The 17,146-nt window shown below is 52.4% G+C and carries 17 protein-coding genes and 1 pseudogene; 17 read left to right on the top strand and 1 reads right to left on the bottom strand.

The window, feature by feature from the left end:
• A pseudogene (locus PHF27_RS08365) lies at nt 1-261 on the top strand (phosphohydrolase); the annotation flags it as partial.
• Nucleotides 262-266: 5 nt separating this feature from the next.
• Here PHF27_RS08365 and PHF27_RS08360 read toward each other — a convergent pair.
• Nucleotides 267-1,217 (bottom strand): D-2-hydroxyacid dehydrogenase, encoded by a 951-nt coding sequence (locus tag PHF27_RS08360; protein WP_300068444.1) that lies wholly within the window; start codon nt 1,215-1,217, stop codon nt 267-269.
• 161 nt (nt 1,218-1,378) lie between these two features.
• Between PHF27_RS08360 and hisG the strand changes: the two genes are divergently transcribed.
• The 16 genes from hisG to PHF27_RS08280 all read left to right on the top strand — a co-directional run bounded on the left by hisG (nt 1,379) and on the right by PHF27_RS08280 (nt 16,927).
• On the top strand, nt 1,379-2,044 hold the full coding sequence (hisG, locus tag PHF27_RS08355) for an ATP phosphoribosyltransferase (protein ID WP_300068441.1): 666 nt from the start codon (nt 1,379-1,381) through the stop codon (nt 2,042-2,044).
• Nucleotides 2,041-3,387, top strand: coding sequence for a histidinol dehydrogenase (gene hisD / locus PHF27_RS08350; RefSeq protein WP_300068438.1), 1,347 nt, complete (start codon nt 2,041-2,043; stop codon nt 3,385-3,387). Before hisG ends, hisD begins: the two co-directional genes overlap by 4 nt.
• On the top strand, nt 3,387-4,439 hold the full coding sequence (gene hisC / locus PHF27_RS08345) for a histidinol-phosphate transaminase (RefSeq protein WP_300068435.1): 1,053 nt from the start codon (nt 3,387-3,389) through the stop codon (nt 4,437-4,439). The genes hisD and hisC overlap by 1 nt, the downstream gene beginning before the upstream one ends.
• A complete protein-coding gene (hisB, locus tag PHF27_RS08340; RefSeq protein ID WP_300068432.1) occupies nt 4,439-5,026 on the top strand; it encodes an imidazoleglycerol-phosphate dehydratase HisB in 588 nt (195 codons plus the stop codon). The genes hisC and hisB overlap by 1 nt, the downstream gene beginning before the upstream one ends.
• Before the next feature lie 27 nt (nt 5,027-5,053).
• The gene (gene hisH, locus PHF27_RS08335; protein WP_300068429.1) at nt 5,054-5,662 is read left to right on the top strand and encodes an imidazole glycerol phosphate synthase subunit HisH; all 609 of its coding nucleotides are present in this window, start codon (nt 5,054-5,056) and stop codon (nt 5,660-5,662) included.
• Nucleotides 5,659-6,399 (top strand): 1-(5-phosphoribosyl)-5-[(5-phosphoribosylamino)methylideneamino]imidazole-4-carboxamide isomerase, encoded by a 741-nt coding sequence (gene hisA, locus PHF27_RS08330; protein ID WP_300068427.1) that lies wholly within the window; start codon nt 5,659-5,661, stop codon nt 6,397-6,399. Before hisH ends, hisA begins: the two co-directional genes overlap by 4 nt.
• A complete protein-coding gene (hisF, locus tag PHF27_RS08325; RefSeq protein WP_300068424.1) occupies nt 6,393-7,151 on the top strand; it encodes an imidazole glycerol phosphate synthase subunit HisF in 759 nt (252 codons plus the stop codon). The genes hisA and hisF overlap by 7 nt, the downstream gene beginning before the upstream one ends.
• The gene (gene hisIE, locus PHF27_RS08320) at nt 7,151-7,825 is read left to right on the top strand and encodes a bifunctional phosphoribosyl-AMP cyclohydrolase/phosphoribosyl-ATP diphosphatase HisIE (RefSeq protein WP_300068421.1); all 675 of its coding nucleotides are present in this window, start codon (nt 7,151-7,153) and stop codon (nt 7,823-7,825) included. The genes hisF and hisIE overlap by 1 nt, the downstream gene beginning before the upstream one ends.
• Entirely contained in the window at nt 7,825-8,574 is a 750-nt protein-coding gene (locus tag PHF27_RS08315) for a SagB/ThcOx family dehydrogenase (protein WP_300068418.1), read from the top strand. Before hisIE ends, PHF27_RS08315 begins: the two co-directional genes overlap by 1 nt.
• 283 nt (nt 8,575-8,857) lie before the next feature.
• A complete protein-coding gene (locus PHF27_RS08310; RefSeq protein WP_300068415.1) occupies nt 8,858-9,193 on the top strand; it encodes a rubrerythrin in 336 nt (111 codons plus the stop codon).
• Nucleotides 9,194-9,205: 12 nt separating this feature from the next.
• A complete protein-coding gene (locus PHF27_RS08305; RefSeq protein ID WP_018703013.1) occupies nt 9,206-10,045 on the top strand; it encodes a family 1 encapsulin nanocompartment shell protein in 840 nt (279 codons plus the stop codon).
• Nucleotides 10,046-10,294: 249 nt separating this feature from the next.
• A complete protein-coding gene (locus PHF27_RS08300) occupies nt 10,295-12,220 on the top strand; it encodes an ABC-F family ATP-binding cassette domain-containing protein (protein WP_300068411.1) in 1,926 nt (641 codons plus the stop codon).
• 167 nt (nt 12,221-12,387) lie between these two features.
• Complete coding sequence (locus tag PHF27_RS08295; RefSeq protein ID WP_027937930.1) at nt 12,388-14,544, top strand: ATP-dependent RecD-like DNA helicase; 2,157 nt, start codon at nt 12,388-12,390, stop codon at nt 14,542-14,544.
• Nucleotides 14,545-14,654: 110 nt separating this feature from the next.
• Entirely contained in the window at nt 14,655-15,320 is a 666-nt protein-coding gene (locus PHF27_RS08290; RefSeq protein ID WP_300068406.1) for a ComF family protein, read from the top strand.
• Between the two features lie 86 nt (nt 15,321-15,406).
• Entirely contained in the window at nt 15,407-15,637 is a 231-nt protein-coding gene (secG, locus tag PHF27_RS08285; RefSeq protein ID WP_018703017.1) for a preprotein translocase subunit SecG, read from the top strand.
• A gap of 111 nt (nt 15,638-15,748) precedes the next feature.
• Entirely contained in the window at nt 15,749-16,927 is a 1,179-nt protein-coding gene (locus PHF27_RS08280) for an HD domain-containing phosphohydrolase (RefSeq protein WP_300068401.1), read from the top strand.
• Nucleotides 16,928-17,146 lie beyond the last annotated feature (219 nt).

The following is a 17,146-nucleotide window of genomic DNA, read 5'->3' as shown; positions in this document are numbered from 1 at the left end:
GATAAAATTGCCATGGTGCTGCTTCATCGCTTGGCGCCGGGAGTACGCAAATGGGGTCGTGAAGGCAGGGGCGGTAAAGTGAGCAACGCGCGTCACGCCATTCATGTCTATTTTCACCATCCGGAACGCAGCGCCCGGCTGCTTGCTGCGGCAGGGTGCGAGGCGGCGCTGGTAGAGGCGGTAAAACGACATCATAAAGCTCCGGAAGCAGGGGAGCCTCCGGAGCTGACTTTATTGCGGCAAGCCGACGATTTAAATTGATAAGTTTAATAGCCTTTCGCCTTATCGACAATGTTAAACATTTCCCGGTCATGAATGAGACGGGTAAGATTGTCGGCGAATAGTTTAATAGCTCGATCCAGGTAGTAGGGTGATAGCGCCGCTACATGGGGCGTTATAATGACGTTGGGCATATCCCAAAGAGGCGAGTCGGCAGGCAGAGGTTCCTGGGCAAAAACGTCCAGGCCGGCGCCGCGGATATAGCCTTCTTGCAGAGCGGTAATTAGATCCGCTTCTACAAGAACTTCACCGCGGGCGATGTTGATGAAATAGGAAGAAGGTTTCATGGCGCGGAACTGTTCCATCGTCAGCAGGCCCTTCGTTTCTTCTGTCAAAGGCAGAGAGACAACGACGAAATCGCACTGCGGCAGCATTTCCATTAGTTCATGGGGCTTGTAAAGCTGGTCGACGAAAAGTTCAGAGGTTTCTTCTCTTTTCATGGCCAGAACATTCATGCTGAAGGCTTTCGCTTTTTTGGCGATTTCTCGGCCAATACTGCCCAGTCCCAAGATGCCGATGGTTTTATCGTGCACCTCATCACAGGATACTCGCTTCCAAAGATGCGCCGCCTGATTTTTAGCGCAACCAGGCAGGCTGCGGGAGAAAGAAAGCATCATGGACAAAACGTGCTCGGAAACGGGAATGCCGTGAATGCCGCGCGAGTTGGTAAGCAGGCATTGGCTGCGACGCATTTCGGCAAAGGTTAGTTTTTCCACGCCGGCGCTGAGGGAATGAACCCAGTGCAGACGGGAAGCGGACAAAAACAGCGGGCGAATGTCATTGAAGCCCCACGCTAGAAGAATGTCGGCTTTGTCCATATGAACTCCGGCTTCTTCCAGGTCGCAGGAAACGATAGTACTGCCTGGTGCGGCGGCCTCGATCATATCCCGATGCTCCTGCTTTAGCTTATTGAGAACAACAATATGAAATGCGGGCATAGAAAAACCCTCCTGTAAACATTGAAATAACGCGAATAGTTTTTCTTATTCGACATTCTTTGGCAAAATCCTACACAGCTTGACGAATCTTTTTACAAGTGTTAATATCTACGTATTAACACTTTAACTAGATAAAGAATTAACGGAAAAGAGGCGGCACAATGACTTCGAGTGATATGAATTACCTGACGGTAGCTTTGCCTAAAGGGAAATTGTTTGCCAAGGCGGCGGAATTGTTGGGACGCATTGGTTATACAGCCGACGATCTCAGCGAAAAATCGCGCAAGCTGGTATTGACGAACGAAGAAAAGAAAGTGCGCTTTATTATTACTAAGACTGCGGATTTGCCGACCTATGTAGAATATGGAGCGGCGGATGTGGGCATTATCGGCAAAGACGTATTGCTGGAAGAAGAGCGGGATGTTTATGAATTGCTGGATCTCGGTTTTGGACGCTGCCGCCTGATGGTGGCGGTGCCGCGGGCTATGAAGCGGGAAAAGCTGAGCGACTATGCGCACATGCGGGTGGCTACGAAATATCCCAAGGTGGCGGAGAAGTTTTTTTATCAGCAGGGAATTCAAGTGGAGATTATCAAGCTCAACGGCTCGATTGAGCTGGCGCCTATGGTGGGGCTGGCGGAGCTGATTGTAGATATCGTGGAAACTGGCACAACATTGAAGGAAAATCAGCTGGATGAGATCGCGCCGATTGAAGAAGCGACAGCTCGTTTTATTGCTAACCGCGTGAGCTTCAAAATGAAGTTTGACCGCATTCAAGCTATGGTGGAAGGCCTCCGCGCCTTGCTGCAGGAGGAGGGAAAGCAATGATTCGCCAAAAAAAAGCAAGTGAGTTGGGCCGTGAAGGCTGTGAGGCGTTATTGCGCAAGCCTGCCTTTGATGAAGTGGAGCTGGGAGAAAAGGCTAAGGCGCGCATTAAAGAATCCTTCGGGGAGGAATTATCCGCCGTGCAGGTTGTGCAGCGGATTGTAGATGATGTGCGTCGTCGCAAAAATGAAGCTCTTTGCGATTATACGCAGCGCTTCGACGGGGCGCAGCTGACGGCGGACACGCTGGAAGTGACGGCGGCGGAGTGGGAAGAAGCCTGTCAAGAGGTGGATGAGGCGTTGTTGGCAAGCATTCGCCGGGCGGTGGCCAATGTGCGCCGCTACCACAGCGAGCAGCTCCCTAAATCTTGGCTGACCTATCGGGAGCATGGGGCCATGCTGGGACAGAACAGCCGGCCCTTGGACCGAGTTGGTTTGTATGTGCCAGGCGGCACAGCCACCTATCCTTCGTCGGTGATCATGAACGCCGTGCCTGCAGCGGTTGCTGGCGTACGGGAGATTATCATGGTAGCTCCGCCGGACCGTCAAGGTCGGTTAGCGCCCTGCGTGCTGGCGGCGGCGCGCGAAGCGGGGGTGCATCGGGTATTTAAAGTGGGCGGCGCTCAGGCCGTGGCTGCGTTGGCCTTTGGTACGGAAACCGTGCCCAAAGTGGATAAGATCACCGGTCCTGGCAATATTTTTGTTACCTTAGCTAAGAAAGCCGTTTATGGTCACTGTGATATTGATATGCTGGCCGGGCCCAGCGAGATTCTAATTTTAGCAGATGACAGCGCCCGGGCGGATTATATTGCTGCTGATATGCTCAGCCAGGCTGAACACGATGTGCTGGCTTCGAGCGTATTGATTACGGATAGCGAAAAATTGGCAACGGCGGTAGAAATCGAACTGGAGCGGCAGTTGGCGCTTTTGCCGCGTCGCGAGATGGCGGCGGCGGCTTTGGAGAAGAATGGCCTGATTTTGGTGACTGACTCCATCGAGGAAGCGGCGGAATTGGCCAATGTGGCCGCACCGGAGCACTTGGAGGTGCTGACCGCGCAGCCTTTCGCCCTGCTGCCGCAGCTGCGGCATGCGGGAGCTATCTTTTTAGGTCCTTACTCACCGGAGCCGTTGGGCGATTATTTCGCCGGTCCCAACCATGTGCTGCCTACAGGCGGCACGGCGAGATTTTATTCGGTGCTCAACGTAGAGACCTTTATGAAGAAAACCAGCTTGATTGCATATACCCAGGAAGCGCTGACCGCTGTGGCGGATGATGTCATCCGTTTGGCCGAGGCGGAAGGCCTGCAGGCGCATGCCAATGCAGTAAAGGTAAGGAGGAATGACTGATGTGGACGTATCGTCCCGGCTTGGAAGAATTGCCGGTGTATAATGTGGAAGAAAGCGATTGGTCTGTAAAATTGGATGCCAACGAAAGCCCCTTTAATCTGCCGCCGCGGGTGGCGGAACGCGTGCAGGACCGGTTGGCTTGTTTGGCCTTTAACCGCTACCCGGATTTGGGGAAAATGGGGCTGCGGGAAATGCTAGCCGAATCCTATGGTTTAGCCGTAGAAGAGGTGCAGGTAGGCGGCGGCTCGAGCGAAATACTAGCTGCGATCTGTCATGCCTTGGGCGGACCGGGACGGAGTATTGTCTATCCGACGCCTTCTTTTTCCATGTATGGCATTTATGCGAAAATCACGGACAGCGTGGCCGTGCCGGTTGCTCTCAATGAACAATACCAACTGGATGCGGCTAAGGTGCTCCAGGCGGCCAGAGAGAACAACGCCGCGCTGATTTTGCTTTGCAACCCCAACAATCCCACAGGTTCGGTGACGCCGCGCGAAGAAATTGAGCGCATTATCGCCGGTGCGCCTTGTCCGGTAGTGGCTGATGAAGCCTATATGGAATTCTATGGGGAGTCTGTAGTGGATTTGCTGCCGAAATACAGACATCTGATTGTGGCCAGAACCTTCTCTAAAGCCTATGGTCTGGCGGCGGCGCGGGTGGGCTACATGCTGGCGGACGCACAGGTTACGACGATGATCAGCAAGCTGATGATGCCTTACCATGTGAGCGCTATCTCCTTGGTGGTTGCGGAAACAGTGTGGCAGATGCGCGACGAGTTTCAGCCTTTGATTGACACCTTGGTGTTGGAACGCAAGCGTCTGGCTGAAGAGCTGGCTAAAATTCCAGCCCTGACGGTGTATCCGTCCGAGACGAATTTCATCTTTGGGCGCAGCGCTAAAACGCAAGATATGGTAGCGTATTTAATGGAAAAACGCATTTGTATCCGCAATTTCAGCGGCGATTTAAGCGACTGCTTCCGGCTCAGTGTCGGGACCTCTATGGAGAATGATGCGTTGCTGCGCGAAATGCGGGCCTTTTGGGAGAGAAGCTAATGCGTACGGCTGCGGTGGAGCGCCGCACGGCGGAAACCAAGATTTGCCTTTCGGTGCAGCTGGATGAGCCGAAAACACCGCTGGTGCAGACAGGTCTTGGCTTTTTTGACCATATGCTGGTACTGCTGGGACGGCACGGCTTTTTTGGCTTGCAGCTGGAAGTGCAGGGCGATCTGGAAGTGGACGGTCATCATACAGTGGAAGACACCGGCATTTGCCTGGGACAGGCGTTGCAGCAGGCGCTGGGAGATAAAGCCGGCATAGCGCGCTATGGTACAGCCTTTGTGCCGATGGACGAGGCGTTGGCTATGGTTAGTTTGGATATCAGCGGCCGCCCGTATCTTGTTTTTGAGGCGCAGCTGCCCTTTGGCAAGGTCGGCGACTTTGACTTGGAGCTGGTGGAGGAGTTTTTGCGGGCCTTGTCGGTGCATGCAGGGCTAACCTTGCATGTGCGCTTGTTGTCCGGTAAAAACGCCCATCATATGGTAGAAGCCATCTTTAAAGCGTTGGGACGGGCGTTGGCGGAAGCCATGGCTAAAGACAGCCGGGTTAGGGGCGTTCTTTCGACGAAGGGCACCTTGGATTAGAGAAAAAGGCATGGAGGAGAGAGGCGTATGATCAACATTATTGATTACGGGCGGGGCAATCTGCACAGTGTGCAAAAAGCCTTGGAGCGGCTGGGAGCCGAGGTGCGCGTCTCGTCCAAGCCAGAAGATATCTTGAGCGCGGCTAAGGTGATTTTGCCCGGGGTCGGCGCTTTTGGCGACTGTATGGGAAACCTGGAGCGCTACGGCTTGGTTCCGGCCATTCGGGAAACGGCTGCGGCCGGCAAGCCGCTATTGGGAATTTGCTTAGGTCTGCAGATGCTTTTTGAAGGCAGTGAAGAAGATCCTGGCGTGCCGGGGCTGGGAATTTTTCCCGGTCAAGTCAAGCTGATAGAGGCTCCGGGACTGAAAATTCCTCACATGGGCTGGAACAGCCTGACGTGGCGGCAGGAATCGATTTTGTTTCGAGGGCTGCCGGCGGGAAGCTTCGTTTATTTCGTGCATAGTTATCACGCCGTGCCGGAAGATGCATCGCTGGTGACGGCGGTGACGGAATACGGCGGGGCCGTAACGGCCGCCGTCGGCCAAGGCAATGTGCAGGCAGTGCAGTTTCATCCGGAAAAATCCGGAACCGTGGGCCTGCAGATCTTAAAAAACTTCAAGGAGTGGCAGCCATGATACTTTTTCCGGCAATTGATATTCGCGGCGGCAATTGTGTCCGTCTCACCGAAGGCCGCTTTGACCAGGAAACGGTCTATGGCCATAACCCTGCCGCCATGGCGCTGCGCTGGCAGGAGGCCGGCGCGGAATACCTGCATGTAGTGGATCTTGACGGCGCGTTAGCGGGCAAGCCTGCCAATCTGGCAGCGGTAGAAGAGATTTTAAAAACCGTCAACTTGCCTGTGCAGCTTGGCGGCGGCATTCGCAATCTGCAAACGGTGGAACTGCTTTTGGCTAAAGGCGTTCGCCGGGTGATTTTAGGCTCAGTAGCGGTACGTCAGCCTGAATTGGTTAAGGAGGCCTGCCGTCTTTTCGGTGCTGCCATTGTTGTGGGCATTGACGCCAAAGACGGCGTTGCAGCGGTGGAAGGCTGGGGAATCAGCGGCGGCATGGAAGCGACGGAGCTGGCGAAACGCATGGCGGCTGTAGGCGTCGCCCGTATTATTTATACCGATATCAGTCGTGACGGAACCCTGAGCGGCGTCAACGCCGAGGCTACGGCGCTTTTGGCGGAAGTGGCCGGTATTCCGGTTATTGCTTCGGGGGGCGTCAAGGACTTGAAGGATATTCGCGAAGTCGGACGCGTCGCGTCTCGCGGCGTAGAAGGCGTCATTATCGGCAAGGCTCTCTATACAGGCAGTTTGGACTTGCAGGAGGCTTTGCAAGCGGCGAAAGGAGGCGAAGCGGCATGCTGACGAAGCGTATCATTCCCTGCCTGGACGTGAAAGACGGCCGGGTAGTCAAAGGGACAAATTTTGTCGGCCTCCGCGACGCCGGAGACCCGGTGGAACTGGCATCGCGTTATGACGGCGAGCTGGCGGATGAATTGGTCTTCCTTGATATTACCGCTTCTTGCGAAGAACGAAACACGATGGTGCAGGTTGTGGAGCGCACGGCGTCACAAGTCTTTATTCCTTTTACCGTCGGCGGCGGTATTCGCGGCGTGGAGGATGTGCGGCGCATGCTGACGGCTGGAGCTGATAAGGCTTCTTTTAATACAGCGGCAGTCAAAAATCCTCAATTGCTGCGTGAATGCGCTAACGCCTTTGGGCGGCAGTGCATCGTGCTGGCAGTAGATGCGAAAGCCTGCGGCGATAATCGCTGGGAAGTCTATGTCAATGGCGGCAGGACGCCGACAGGTATGGATGTGTTGGAATGGATCCGTAAGGCTACGGAATTGGGAGCCGGAGAAATTCTGCTCACAAGCATGGACAAGGACGGCACAAAAGACGGCTATGACATTCCGCTGACACGCGCTGTGGCGGAGGCGGTCAATGTGCCTGTGATCGCATCCGGCGGCGCCGGCGAGATGAGTCATTTTTATGATGTTTTAACCGCTGGCAAAGCGGACGCGGTGCTGGCGGCTTCGGTATTTCACTATGGACAATTTACAGTGCGGCAGGTTAAAGACTATTTGCGAAGCCGCCAAGTGGAGGTGCGTTATTAATGGAATGGGAACAATTGAAATTTGACGACCAGGGCTTGCTGCCGGCGGTCATTCAGGATGAAGCGACAAACGCGGTGCTGATGGTCGCTTATATGAATAAAGAAGCGCTGGAGAAGACTCTGGCAAGCGGCGTGACTTGGTTTTTCAGCCGCAGCCGGGGGCGGCTGTGGCAAAAGGGAGAAACATCCGGTCATGTGCAAAAGGTAAAGGATATTTTTTATGACTGCGATGGCGATACGTTGTTGGTTAAAGTGGAGCAAAGCGGCGTAGCTTGTCATGAAGGCACGTTTTCCTGCTTCAGTCGCCGTTTGGAGAATAAAACGGCTGTCTTAGCGCCGGAAGTGGACGCCTCTGAAGTGTATGGCGCATCGCTGCCGGCTGTGCTGGGTGAAGTGTATGATGTGATTCATCAGCGCAAAATGGCGCCTGTAGAAGGCTCTTATACAACGTATCTCTTTGAAAAAGGACAAGATAAGATTCTTAAAAAAGTCGGCGAAGAGGCGGCGGAAACCATCATTGCCTCGAAAAACCATGATGCCGGGGAAATTCTCTATGAAATGGCTGATTTGTGGTATCACTGTCTAGTGCTGTTGGCCTTCCATGAGCTGACGCCGCAGCAGCTGCTGCTGGAGCTGAAAGGCCGTCGTAAAAAGGGCAAGGGGGGAAAGGTCTAATGCGAAAGCCTGCGGGGCAGGAATTCTTGAAAAAGACTCGGCTGGACGGAGGCGTGCCGACGCCCCAGCAGATGGGGCTGGCGCAGCCGCGGCTGGAATCGGAGGTTGACCGTAGTCTTCCTATTTTCAATTTGCCGCAGCCGGATACCTTTCCGGTTATGCCCGTTGATTTTCTGGCCTTCATTGAATTGCGCACAAGCGTGCGCGAATATGCGAGCAAAGCTTTAACCCAGGAGGAGCTGTCTTTTCTGCTTTGGTGCACGCAAGGGGTCAAACAGGTAGTGCCGAGGGCGGCTACCTTTCGTACGGTTCCTTCCGCCGGGGCGAGGCATGCATTGGAGACGTACTTGCTCATTAACCGTGTCGAAGGACTGGAACCAGGGCTGTACCGCTTTTTAGCGCTGGATCATCAATTGCAGCAGCTGAGCACGGAAGCGGCTTGGCCGGCAGTGCTCAGTCATGCTTGCAAAGGACAGGAATTTGTAAAAAATAGTGCGGTCAGCTTTTTCTGGGTGGCCGAATCGCCGCGTATGACTTGGCGTTACGGCGAACGAGGCTATCGCTATTTATTTTTAGATGCCGGCCATGTTTGTCAGAATTTGTATCTTAGCAGCGAAGCGGTTGGCTGTGGCTGCTGCGCCATCGGCGCTTTTGATGATGAAGCGCTGCATGATCTTTTGGATTTAGGCGAAGAAGAGCGCTTCGTCGTTTACGGAGCGGCTGTAGGGAAAAAGTATAAAGTCGAATAGGGACTACTAGAGAAAACCGCGCAAGCGGTTTTCTTTTTTGCTTCTTAACTCGCTGCGCTCAAACAGGCGAAAATGTAATCCGACTTCGCCAGCATTTTCGGCCTGCGGACCGTCTTACTCCAATAAAAGTCTCAAATGCAATCACGGCCGCCGCAGCCTCTGTCGAACCCTCCGCGACTCTTGTTCAAAGCTTAATTTTCTTCAAATGACAGAAAATTAAAAGAAGGATAATGCTTATTTGTGAAGAAAAAAACTATAAATCTATTAATAGGGGGAGATATACATGGCTTATGGAAAAAATGAGTCCCGAGAAGCAAGTCCGTTGGAACAGACGTTGATTTGGCTGCGTGAGGATTTGGTGGGCGAACTGGAAGCCATCAATCAATACCAGTGGCATATTGACAATATTGATAATGAAGAAATTAAGGGCCTTTTGGCACACATACGTGATGACGAAAAAGAGCATGTAGCCGAACTGACGCATTTGATTACGCGGGTTGATGAAATTCAAAAGGAAAAGTTTTTAGAGGACCATACAGCAGGCGGCGAGCATGTGGTTGACGGCGAGGCGGAAGAAGCTCCGGCTATGACCGTAGGCAGCTTGTTTGGGAAAAAATAAGGAGGTATGAACATGGACTATTTGGATCGTAAATCAGCGCCTTTGACAGATGGAGAATGGGCTCGTGTAGACCAGGCGGTTGTTGAAACAGCACGTACTATGCTGGTAGCGCGGCGCGTTATAGATGTCTTGGGACCCATGGGGTCGGGAGTGTACAGCATTCCTTATTCCGTATTCAGCGGGAAATCTCCCACTGGCATTGACATGGTGGGCGAAACGGAAGAATTTGTGGTGGAAGCCAGTCATCGGGCGACGGTGAATCTGCCGATGTTGTATAAGGATTTCAAAATCATGTGGCGTGACGTGGAGGCGGACCGTCATCTGGGACTGCCGTTGGATGTGTCGACAGCAGCCGTGGCCGCCAACTATGTAGCGGTGCAGGAAGATTCTTTGATCTTTAACGGCAATGCTGAACTAGGACATGCCGGGCTCTTTAACGTAGCTGGCCGTCTGACGCAGAAGATGAGCGACTGGAGCGAGACTGGCGCGGCTTTGGCGGATGTAGTGAAAGCCGTAGGCGCTCTTTCCGAAGCGGGGCATTATGGGCCGTACGCCATGGTGGTGAGCCCGATGCTGTTCGGCAAGCTGGTGCGCGTTTTCGGCAATACGGGCATGCTGGAACTGGATCAGGTAAAGGCTATTCTAACTGGCGGCGTCCATTATTCGAACGTCATTTCCGGCAATAAAGCCGTTGTTTTGGCTACAGGCACACAGAATTTGAATTTGGCCATCGGCCAAGATATGGCGACAGCTTATATGGGCGCCACGAATATGAATCATGTGTTCCGCGTGCTGGAAACGGCGGCCCTCTTGGTGCGTCGTCCTGACGCGATCTGCACCTTGGAAGGCTAAGACCTATATCGTTGAGCTTAAGCAAGCCGTCTCCTTTGCGAGGCGGCTTGTTTTTTTTGAGCGCGTCTCTGAAAGTTAGAAGCACGCAGCCGAAGTTTATAATGGCAGCTGCCGTTGCTTTTGAAAGCTGAATTTCGTACCTCTCTGTCTTTTCTCTGTTTCCTCTGTTCCTCTGTGTTCCGTCCCTATTTCCGCAGTTGTATGCTATAATTAAGAACAGATTTTAGGGACAAATGATGGGAGTGCAAAATGGGAACGATTCGGGTGCAGCAGCTAGGCAAAGCCTTTGGCATAGAGACGCTGTTTCAAAATGTATCTTTTGAAGTGCGGCGCGGTGATAAAATCGGCATTATTGGAGCCAATGGCGCTGGCAAGACCACGCTGTTTCGCTGCCTTTTAGGTACGGAGCAGCATGACGAAGGGCAGATTTCCTGGCCGGCCGGCGAAACCGTGGGGCATGTAGAGCAGCAGGGCGATTTTGGAGCGGTTACGCTGTATGAAGAACTGCGCCAGGCGTATGAGGATGTGCTGGCTTGCGGGGAAGAGATGCGGCGGTTGGAGAAGGAATTGGCCGGCGAAAAAGAACCGGAAGAGCTGGAACGGAAAATGGCGGCCTATGCCAGGGCAACAGAGCATTTTGAGCGCGGCGGCGGCTATGAGGTAGACGCAACCATCCGCAAAGTGGCCTTTGGTCTGGGCTTTACGGAAGATGATTTTGGGCGGGAGGCGTCTGCCTTTTCAGGCGGGCAGAAAACGCGTATTTTGTTGGCTAGGGCGCTTTTGCGGCAGCCGGACTTTTTGTTTTTGGACGAGCCGACAAACCATTTGGATATTGCCATGACGAAGTGGCTGGAGGAGTTTTTGCGCGGTTACGCCGGGGGCATGCTGATTATCTCCCATGACCGCTATTTCCTAGATCGCGTAGCTACGCGTATTTTGGAGCTGGAAAGCGGCACGGTTACCGCTTATGAAGGTAACTACAGCCGCTATTTGGAACAAAAAGCGCTGCGTATGGAGTCCTTACAACGGGCCTATGAGAAACAGCAGACCGTTATTGCCCAGACGGAAGAATTCATTCGCCGCTATAAGGCAGGGGTTAAATCAAAACAAGCTCGGGGGCGTGAGACACGCCTGGCTCGTATGGAACGCATTGTGCTGCCGGCTTCGCAAGCCCGCTTTGATCACTTTGCTTTTTCGCCGCCGGCGGAATGCGCCGAGAGGGTGCTGGAGTGCAAGAATGTGGCTACCGCCTATGGCAGCCGTACTATTTTTGAAAAGCTGTCTCTCTTAATTCGGCGCGGCGACGGTGTAGCGCTGGTAGGGCCGAATGGCGCGGGGAAGACAACTCTTTTGAAGCTGGTCCTGGGCGAGCTAACGCCGCTACGGGGCGAAATTAAACTGGGAAATCGCGTTAAAGTGGGCTATTTTGCGCAGGAGCATGAGACTCTCTATGGGCCGCATCGCTTGCTGGATGAAATTATGAGCGAGTACCATTTGAGCGAAGAGCGCAGCCGAGGTTATTTGGGAGCGTTCTTGTTTCGCGGTGACGACGTGTATAAGCGTATTGACGACTTGAGCGGCGGTGAAAAGGCGAGACTGGCTTTTTTAAAGCTCATGTTGTCCGGGGCCAACTTTCTGGTGCTGGATGAACCGACGAACCATTTAGATATTCCGGCGCGTGAAGCGGTGGAAGAAGCGATTATGGCGTTTCCCGGCACCTTTTTAGTGGTATCTCATGACCGATATTTTCTCGATAAAGTAGCCAATTGCATTTTGGAGCTGGAAGAAGGCGTATTGCGGGAATATGTAGGCAATTACAGCTACTATCAAGAGCAAAAAGAAGTAGCGCAGCAACTGCTGGCAGAGGAAGCGGCGGAACCGGCCGGCAAGCAGAGTGCTGCGCCAAAACCGGCGGCAACTCTCCAGAAAGAAGAACCGGCTCCTGTTGCGATGAGCGCTTCACGCCGCAAAGGCGACGCAGAACGTAAATTGCCTAAACTGGAGGAGCGTATTGCGGAGCTGGAAATGCTGTTAAAATGGAATGAACAGCAGCTATACTTGCCGGAAAATCTGGAGCAGCCGGAGGAAATGCAGCGCTTGGCCGAAGAAAGAGAAAAATTGGCGGCCCAATTGGACGAAGTCTATGCCCAGTGGCTGGAGCTGCAGGAAGAATAACGCCTAGAGGCAGGAAATTGGCTGTGTAAAGCGAAATAATATAGCAACTGTAAATGATGTAACAAAGAAAAACAGAGAAAACAGGGGAGACGCAGGAGAACGTAATTTTCTCCGCATTTCCTCTGTTTGCTCTGTTGCTCTGTGTTCAATGATACTAAGGAGTTTTTATGGAAGTCATCACCGGGACGGTGGATTCCGTCACCTATCAAAGTCCGGATGGCCGCTTTGCGGTGTTTCGCATGAAACTGGACGGGCGTACTGGCGCTTGCACCGTAACCGGTCAAATGTCGGCGCCGTTAGTGGGCGAGGCTGTGGAAGCGAGCGGCGAATGGGTGGAACATGCCCGTTTTGGTCGGCAGTTCAAGGTGGCGTCTTTGAAGCGCGTCGCGCCGACAAGCATCAAAGGAATTGAACGCTTTTTGGCTTCCGGCGTTGTTAAAGGTATTGGACCGGCTTTGGCCGCTCGGATGGTGCAGCGCTTTGGGGAGCGGACGCTGGACGTGTTAATGGCTTCGCCCAAAAAGCTGGCGGAAGTGGACGGGATTGGCAAGAAAAAAGCACAAGCCATACATGATGCCTATAGCGAGGTTTCCGAGCAGCGTGAACTGATGCTGTTTTTGGAAATGCACGGCGTTAGTGGCGCTTATGCAGCTAAAATTTTTTCTGTCTACGGTTCGCTTTCGCAGGAGGTACTGCAAAACAACCCTTACCGATTGGCGGCGGAAGTCGATGGCATTGGTTTTCGTACGGCAGACCAAATGGCCCAAGCTATGGGGCGGCCTAGGAACAGCGATGAACGCTTGGAAGCGGGGATTGAATACGCCTTGTCTCTTGTAGGACAAGCCGGGCATTGCTGCATCCCGGAGGAAATGCTGCGCAGCGAATGCAGCAAGCTTTTAGGCGTGGATTCGCTGGAGGTGGGAGAATGCTTGCGGCGGCTTATTGCGGAAGACGTGCTTTGCAGCGAAGCTTGGGACGGTTTGACGCTGCTGTATCCCTGGTATCTGTACCATGCGGAAACCCGAGTGGCCCAGCGCTTTAAACAGCTTGCCTGCAGGGCGCGTGCGGGACGATCTGCAAACTATGAAAGCCTTGTGGAACAGTGGGAAGATCAGGCGGGTTTAGAATTGGCGGAGGCGCAGCGGCAAGCCATGATGGCATCGCTACAGCACGGGGTTTTAATTTTGACCGGCGGACCTGGAACAGGCAAAACGACGGTAGTACGCGGTATGCTGGAGGTATTGGAAAAAGAAGGATTTAAGATCCTTCTCGGTGCGCCGACCGGCAGAGCGGCTAAGCGGCTGGCGGAAGCTACCGGCAAAGAGGCCTCTACGGTACACCGACTTTTGGAAGCTTCGGTGGACGGTTCCGGGGCGCAGGTCTTTTTGCGGGATGCTGACAGGCAGCTTGAAGCGGACGTGGTGATTTTGGACGAAGTGTCCATGATGGACATGCCCTTGACAGATAGTTTTCTGCAGGCTGTACCCGATGGTTGCCGGGTTATCTTTGTAGGCGATGCGGATCAGCTGCCTTCGGTGGGGCCGGGCGCCGTTTTGAAGGATTTAATGCGTTCGGAGGCGGTACCGGTCGTGCGTCTTACTGAAGTGTATCGTCAGGCGCAAGGCGGAGGGATTGTGGAAAACGCTCACCGCATTAATGGCGGCTATACGCCGGACTGCCGCAGCAGCAGAGACTTCCAATTTTATCCCTGCAGCAGCGATGAAATGACGGCGGAGATGGTGGTGCGCTTGTGCCAAGAGGAGCTGCCGGCTCAAGGATATGACATGTTGCGTGATATTCAAGTCTTATCGCCGATGCACCGACTTGCTTGCGGCGTGGAAAATCTCAACAAGCTGTTACAGCAGGCGGTTAATCCTCCGGGACCAGGCAAGGGAGAATTGAATTTGCCTTATCAAGTGCTCCGCTTGGGAGATAAAGTTATGCAGATTCGTAATAATTATGAAAAAGGCGTCTTTAACGGTGATATCGGCCAAATTTGCGAACTGGCAGACGGCAAAGTGACAGTGCGCTACCCGGAGCAAAAGGTAGTCTATGAGGCCGGTGAAGGGGATCAGCTTCTTTTGGCTTATGCGATGAGCGTACACAAAAGCCAGGGCAGTGAATACCCGGTGGTCATTTTGCCTCTTGTGCCAGGACATCACCGCATGCTGCAGCGCAATCTTTTCTATACGGCTATTACCAGAGCGAAAGAGAAAGTCATTCTTCTTGGCAGCCAAGCGGCAATTAATACGGCCGTAGGCAATGATCGGACGAAGAAGCGGTATTCCTTGTTGGCGGAGCGCTTAAAAGGCGAAACATGCTAGAGCAGGAGCTAATCATTTATTCACATCTCATGCGAAAGCGACTTGCTTAGTGCTTTTACTAAACTGTATGGTTTAATGCATTGGTTTTTCCTCAAAGGAGGCGTGTTTTCTTGTTGGGGACGTTAGTCAAAGCCTGTCTAGACCTGGTGTATCCTCCTAAATGCCCTGGTTGCGGCAAAGCGGTGGCGGAACATGGGCAATGGTGTCCTTTATGTTTAGGACCGGTGCTCTCCCTCAAAGCTTTGTCTCCTGCGTTGCATCGATTGAAGCACTTGGCAGGTTGTTTCATTGTTTGTCAGTACAGCGGCGCGGTGCGCCATTTGTTGCAGGATATTAAATTCCATGGCGAGGATAATAAACAAGCCGCTTTAGCTTGGCTTTTAACGCAGGCGGCAGGAACGGTACGCTTTGCAGGTATAGATGCGGTGGTTCCAGTACCGTTGCATCCGAAGCGGCGGCGAGAACGAGGCTATAACCAAACCGAATTACTGTTTTCCTCTTGGAGTCGCAAACAAGGATTTTTATGGCTTCCTGATGTGCTGATTCGGGAGAGGGAGACGCTGCCGCAATGGGAGTTGCCGTCGAATGAGAGAAGAAAAAATATTCGCGGCGCGTTTCGGGTACAAAAAAGCAACTTGATCCAAGGGAAAAGGATTCTCTTAGTGGATGATATCTTTACAACTGGCGCTACTATGGATGAATGCGCTAAAACGCTCTTAGCGGTGGGAGCTGAAAAAGTGGAAGGACTGGCTTTAGCCAGTAGTTCTAGAGGCTGAGTAGTCGGACAGAGAGTATCTTTCACTTGGGCTTTCTTGACTTTTGTGTTAAAATATAAGCTAAGACAAAAATGGGGGTGTAGGTAGTGAGCACAGCCTTGATGATTATTGATGCAATCATCTGCGTAGCCTTGATTGCCAGTGTCGTGATGCAATCAGGAAAAAGCGCAGGGTTATCTGGCTCCATCGGCGGCGGAGCCGAGAGCCTTTTTGGCGGCAGAGCGAGAGGTTTGGACCAATTTTTAGCGCGAGCAACAATGATTTTAGGTATTCTTTTTGGTTTGGTAACCATGGCTTTATCTGTTATTATGCGCTAAGAATCGGCTGGTTATTCGAGCCGTTGCTCGCCAATCAGCATATTTTGACATCCTTAACTCCCGGCACCTTGCCGGGGGTTTTTCATTCTTTGCAAAGGAGGGTTGCTGTTTATGGGCGGCATGGCGGTAATCCGAGGCTGTGCGGTAGATGAATTGCGGCCAGGTATGAGACTGGTGGAACCAGTGACCGATGGCTGCGGCCGTATGATCCTGAAACCGGGAACCGAGCTGAATCACAGGGTTATTGAAATTCTTGGACGGCTGCATATCGGGCCTGTAGATGTTGTGGAGTGGCGCGAAGAAGGGATGGCGCCGCCCCGACGGGCCGTTGTATCTGAAATTGTGGAGAGGGAGTCTTCTTGGCATCCTGGCCCTTTCTGCAGCATTGTTGATCCGTTATGGGATTTGTTTCGTGAGCATTATGAAGGATGGATGGTGCGGCTGAAGCGGCAGTTTGCCAATTTGCAAGCGGAAAGCAATGAAGCAAAAGAAGAAGTCCTTTGGAATGAATTTGAGGCGGTCGTATCCGAAATTGCGGACTTATCATTGCTGGCAGTGCAAGTGCTGCCTTGTATTCATTTTATGTCTCGCCAGGAAGAGTATTTAGTGCATCATTCTCTAAATGTCTCTTTATTGGCGGCGATGATGGCTCGCTTACTGGATTGGAATGAACAAGAAGTAAATGAAGTGGCCCTGTCTGCGTTGCTTCATGACGTAGGAAAATTGCAAGTTCCGGAAGAAATTTTACATAAAACAGAATCGCTGACTCCAATGGAAATGCGAACTGTACAAGGGCATGCCGTTTTAGGGTTTCGCTTGCTGCAGGAAGCTGGCGTGTTTCCGCTGCCTGTTTTAGCTGGCGTTTTGCAGCATCATGAGCGCTTAGACGGCAGCGGCTATCCTATTTCGGTGGGGCAAGCTAAAATGCATGCATATTCCCGCGTTTTGGCTATTGCTGATATGTATGATGCGATGACATCTAAAAAAATGTATGGAAAACAGCACAATCCTTTTACGGCAGCGAGGGAACTGAGGCGCGATATGTCGCGTGACCGTCTGGACGTTCCAGCGACGCGGGCTTTATTGACTCAAATACATCAATTTTTAGTAGGCCAAAAAGTGCGTTTGGACAATGGCAGTGAAGGCTGGTTGACTCAATGGGATGAAAGCTGCGGAGAAAATGCAGTGGTAATGGACAAACGAGGGCGTACTTATTTGTTGAATGATCGGTGCGGTATGGCTATTCAAACCATTGTACAGCCGCGTAGAAAAGAGATGTTAGGGGACTAAAGTCTTACTAATGCTGGTGGTCTTTAAATTCCAATGTTAAAGAATCCTCCTTTTGGAGGATTCTTTTTTTTGTTGCAAACTGGTATAATTTTTTTAAACGCAAATTGCAAGTGCAAGTTGAACACTTTGGTAAAGTAGAACAGTAGTTTAAATTAAGCAGCATAAATAGAGTCAAGAAAGTCTTCGAAAAGGTCGTCTGGAGTTCGATAACCGAGGCGC

Origin of the sequence: Anaeromusa sp., from assembly GCF_028691475.1 — a bacterium.
In the GTDB taxonomy this organism is placed as follows: Bacteria; Bacillota; Negativicutes; order Anaeromusales; family Anaeromusaceae; genus Anaeromusa.
Note: the sequence above shows the minus strand (reverse complement) of the source record. Positions and strands in the feature narration are given on the sequence as shown.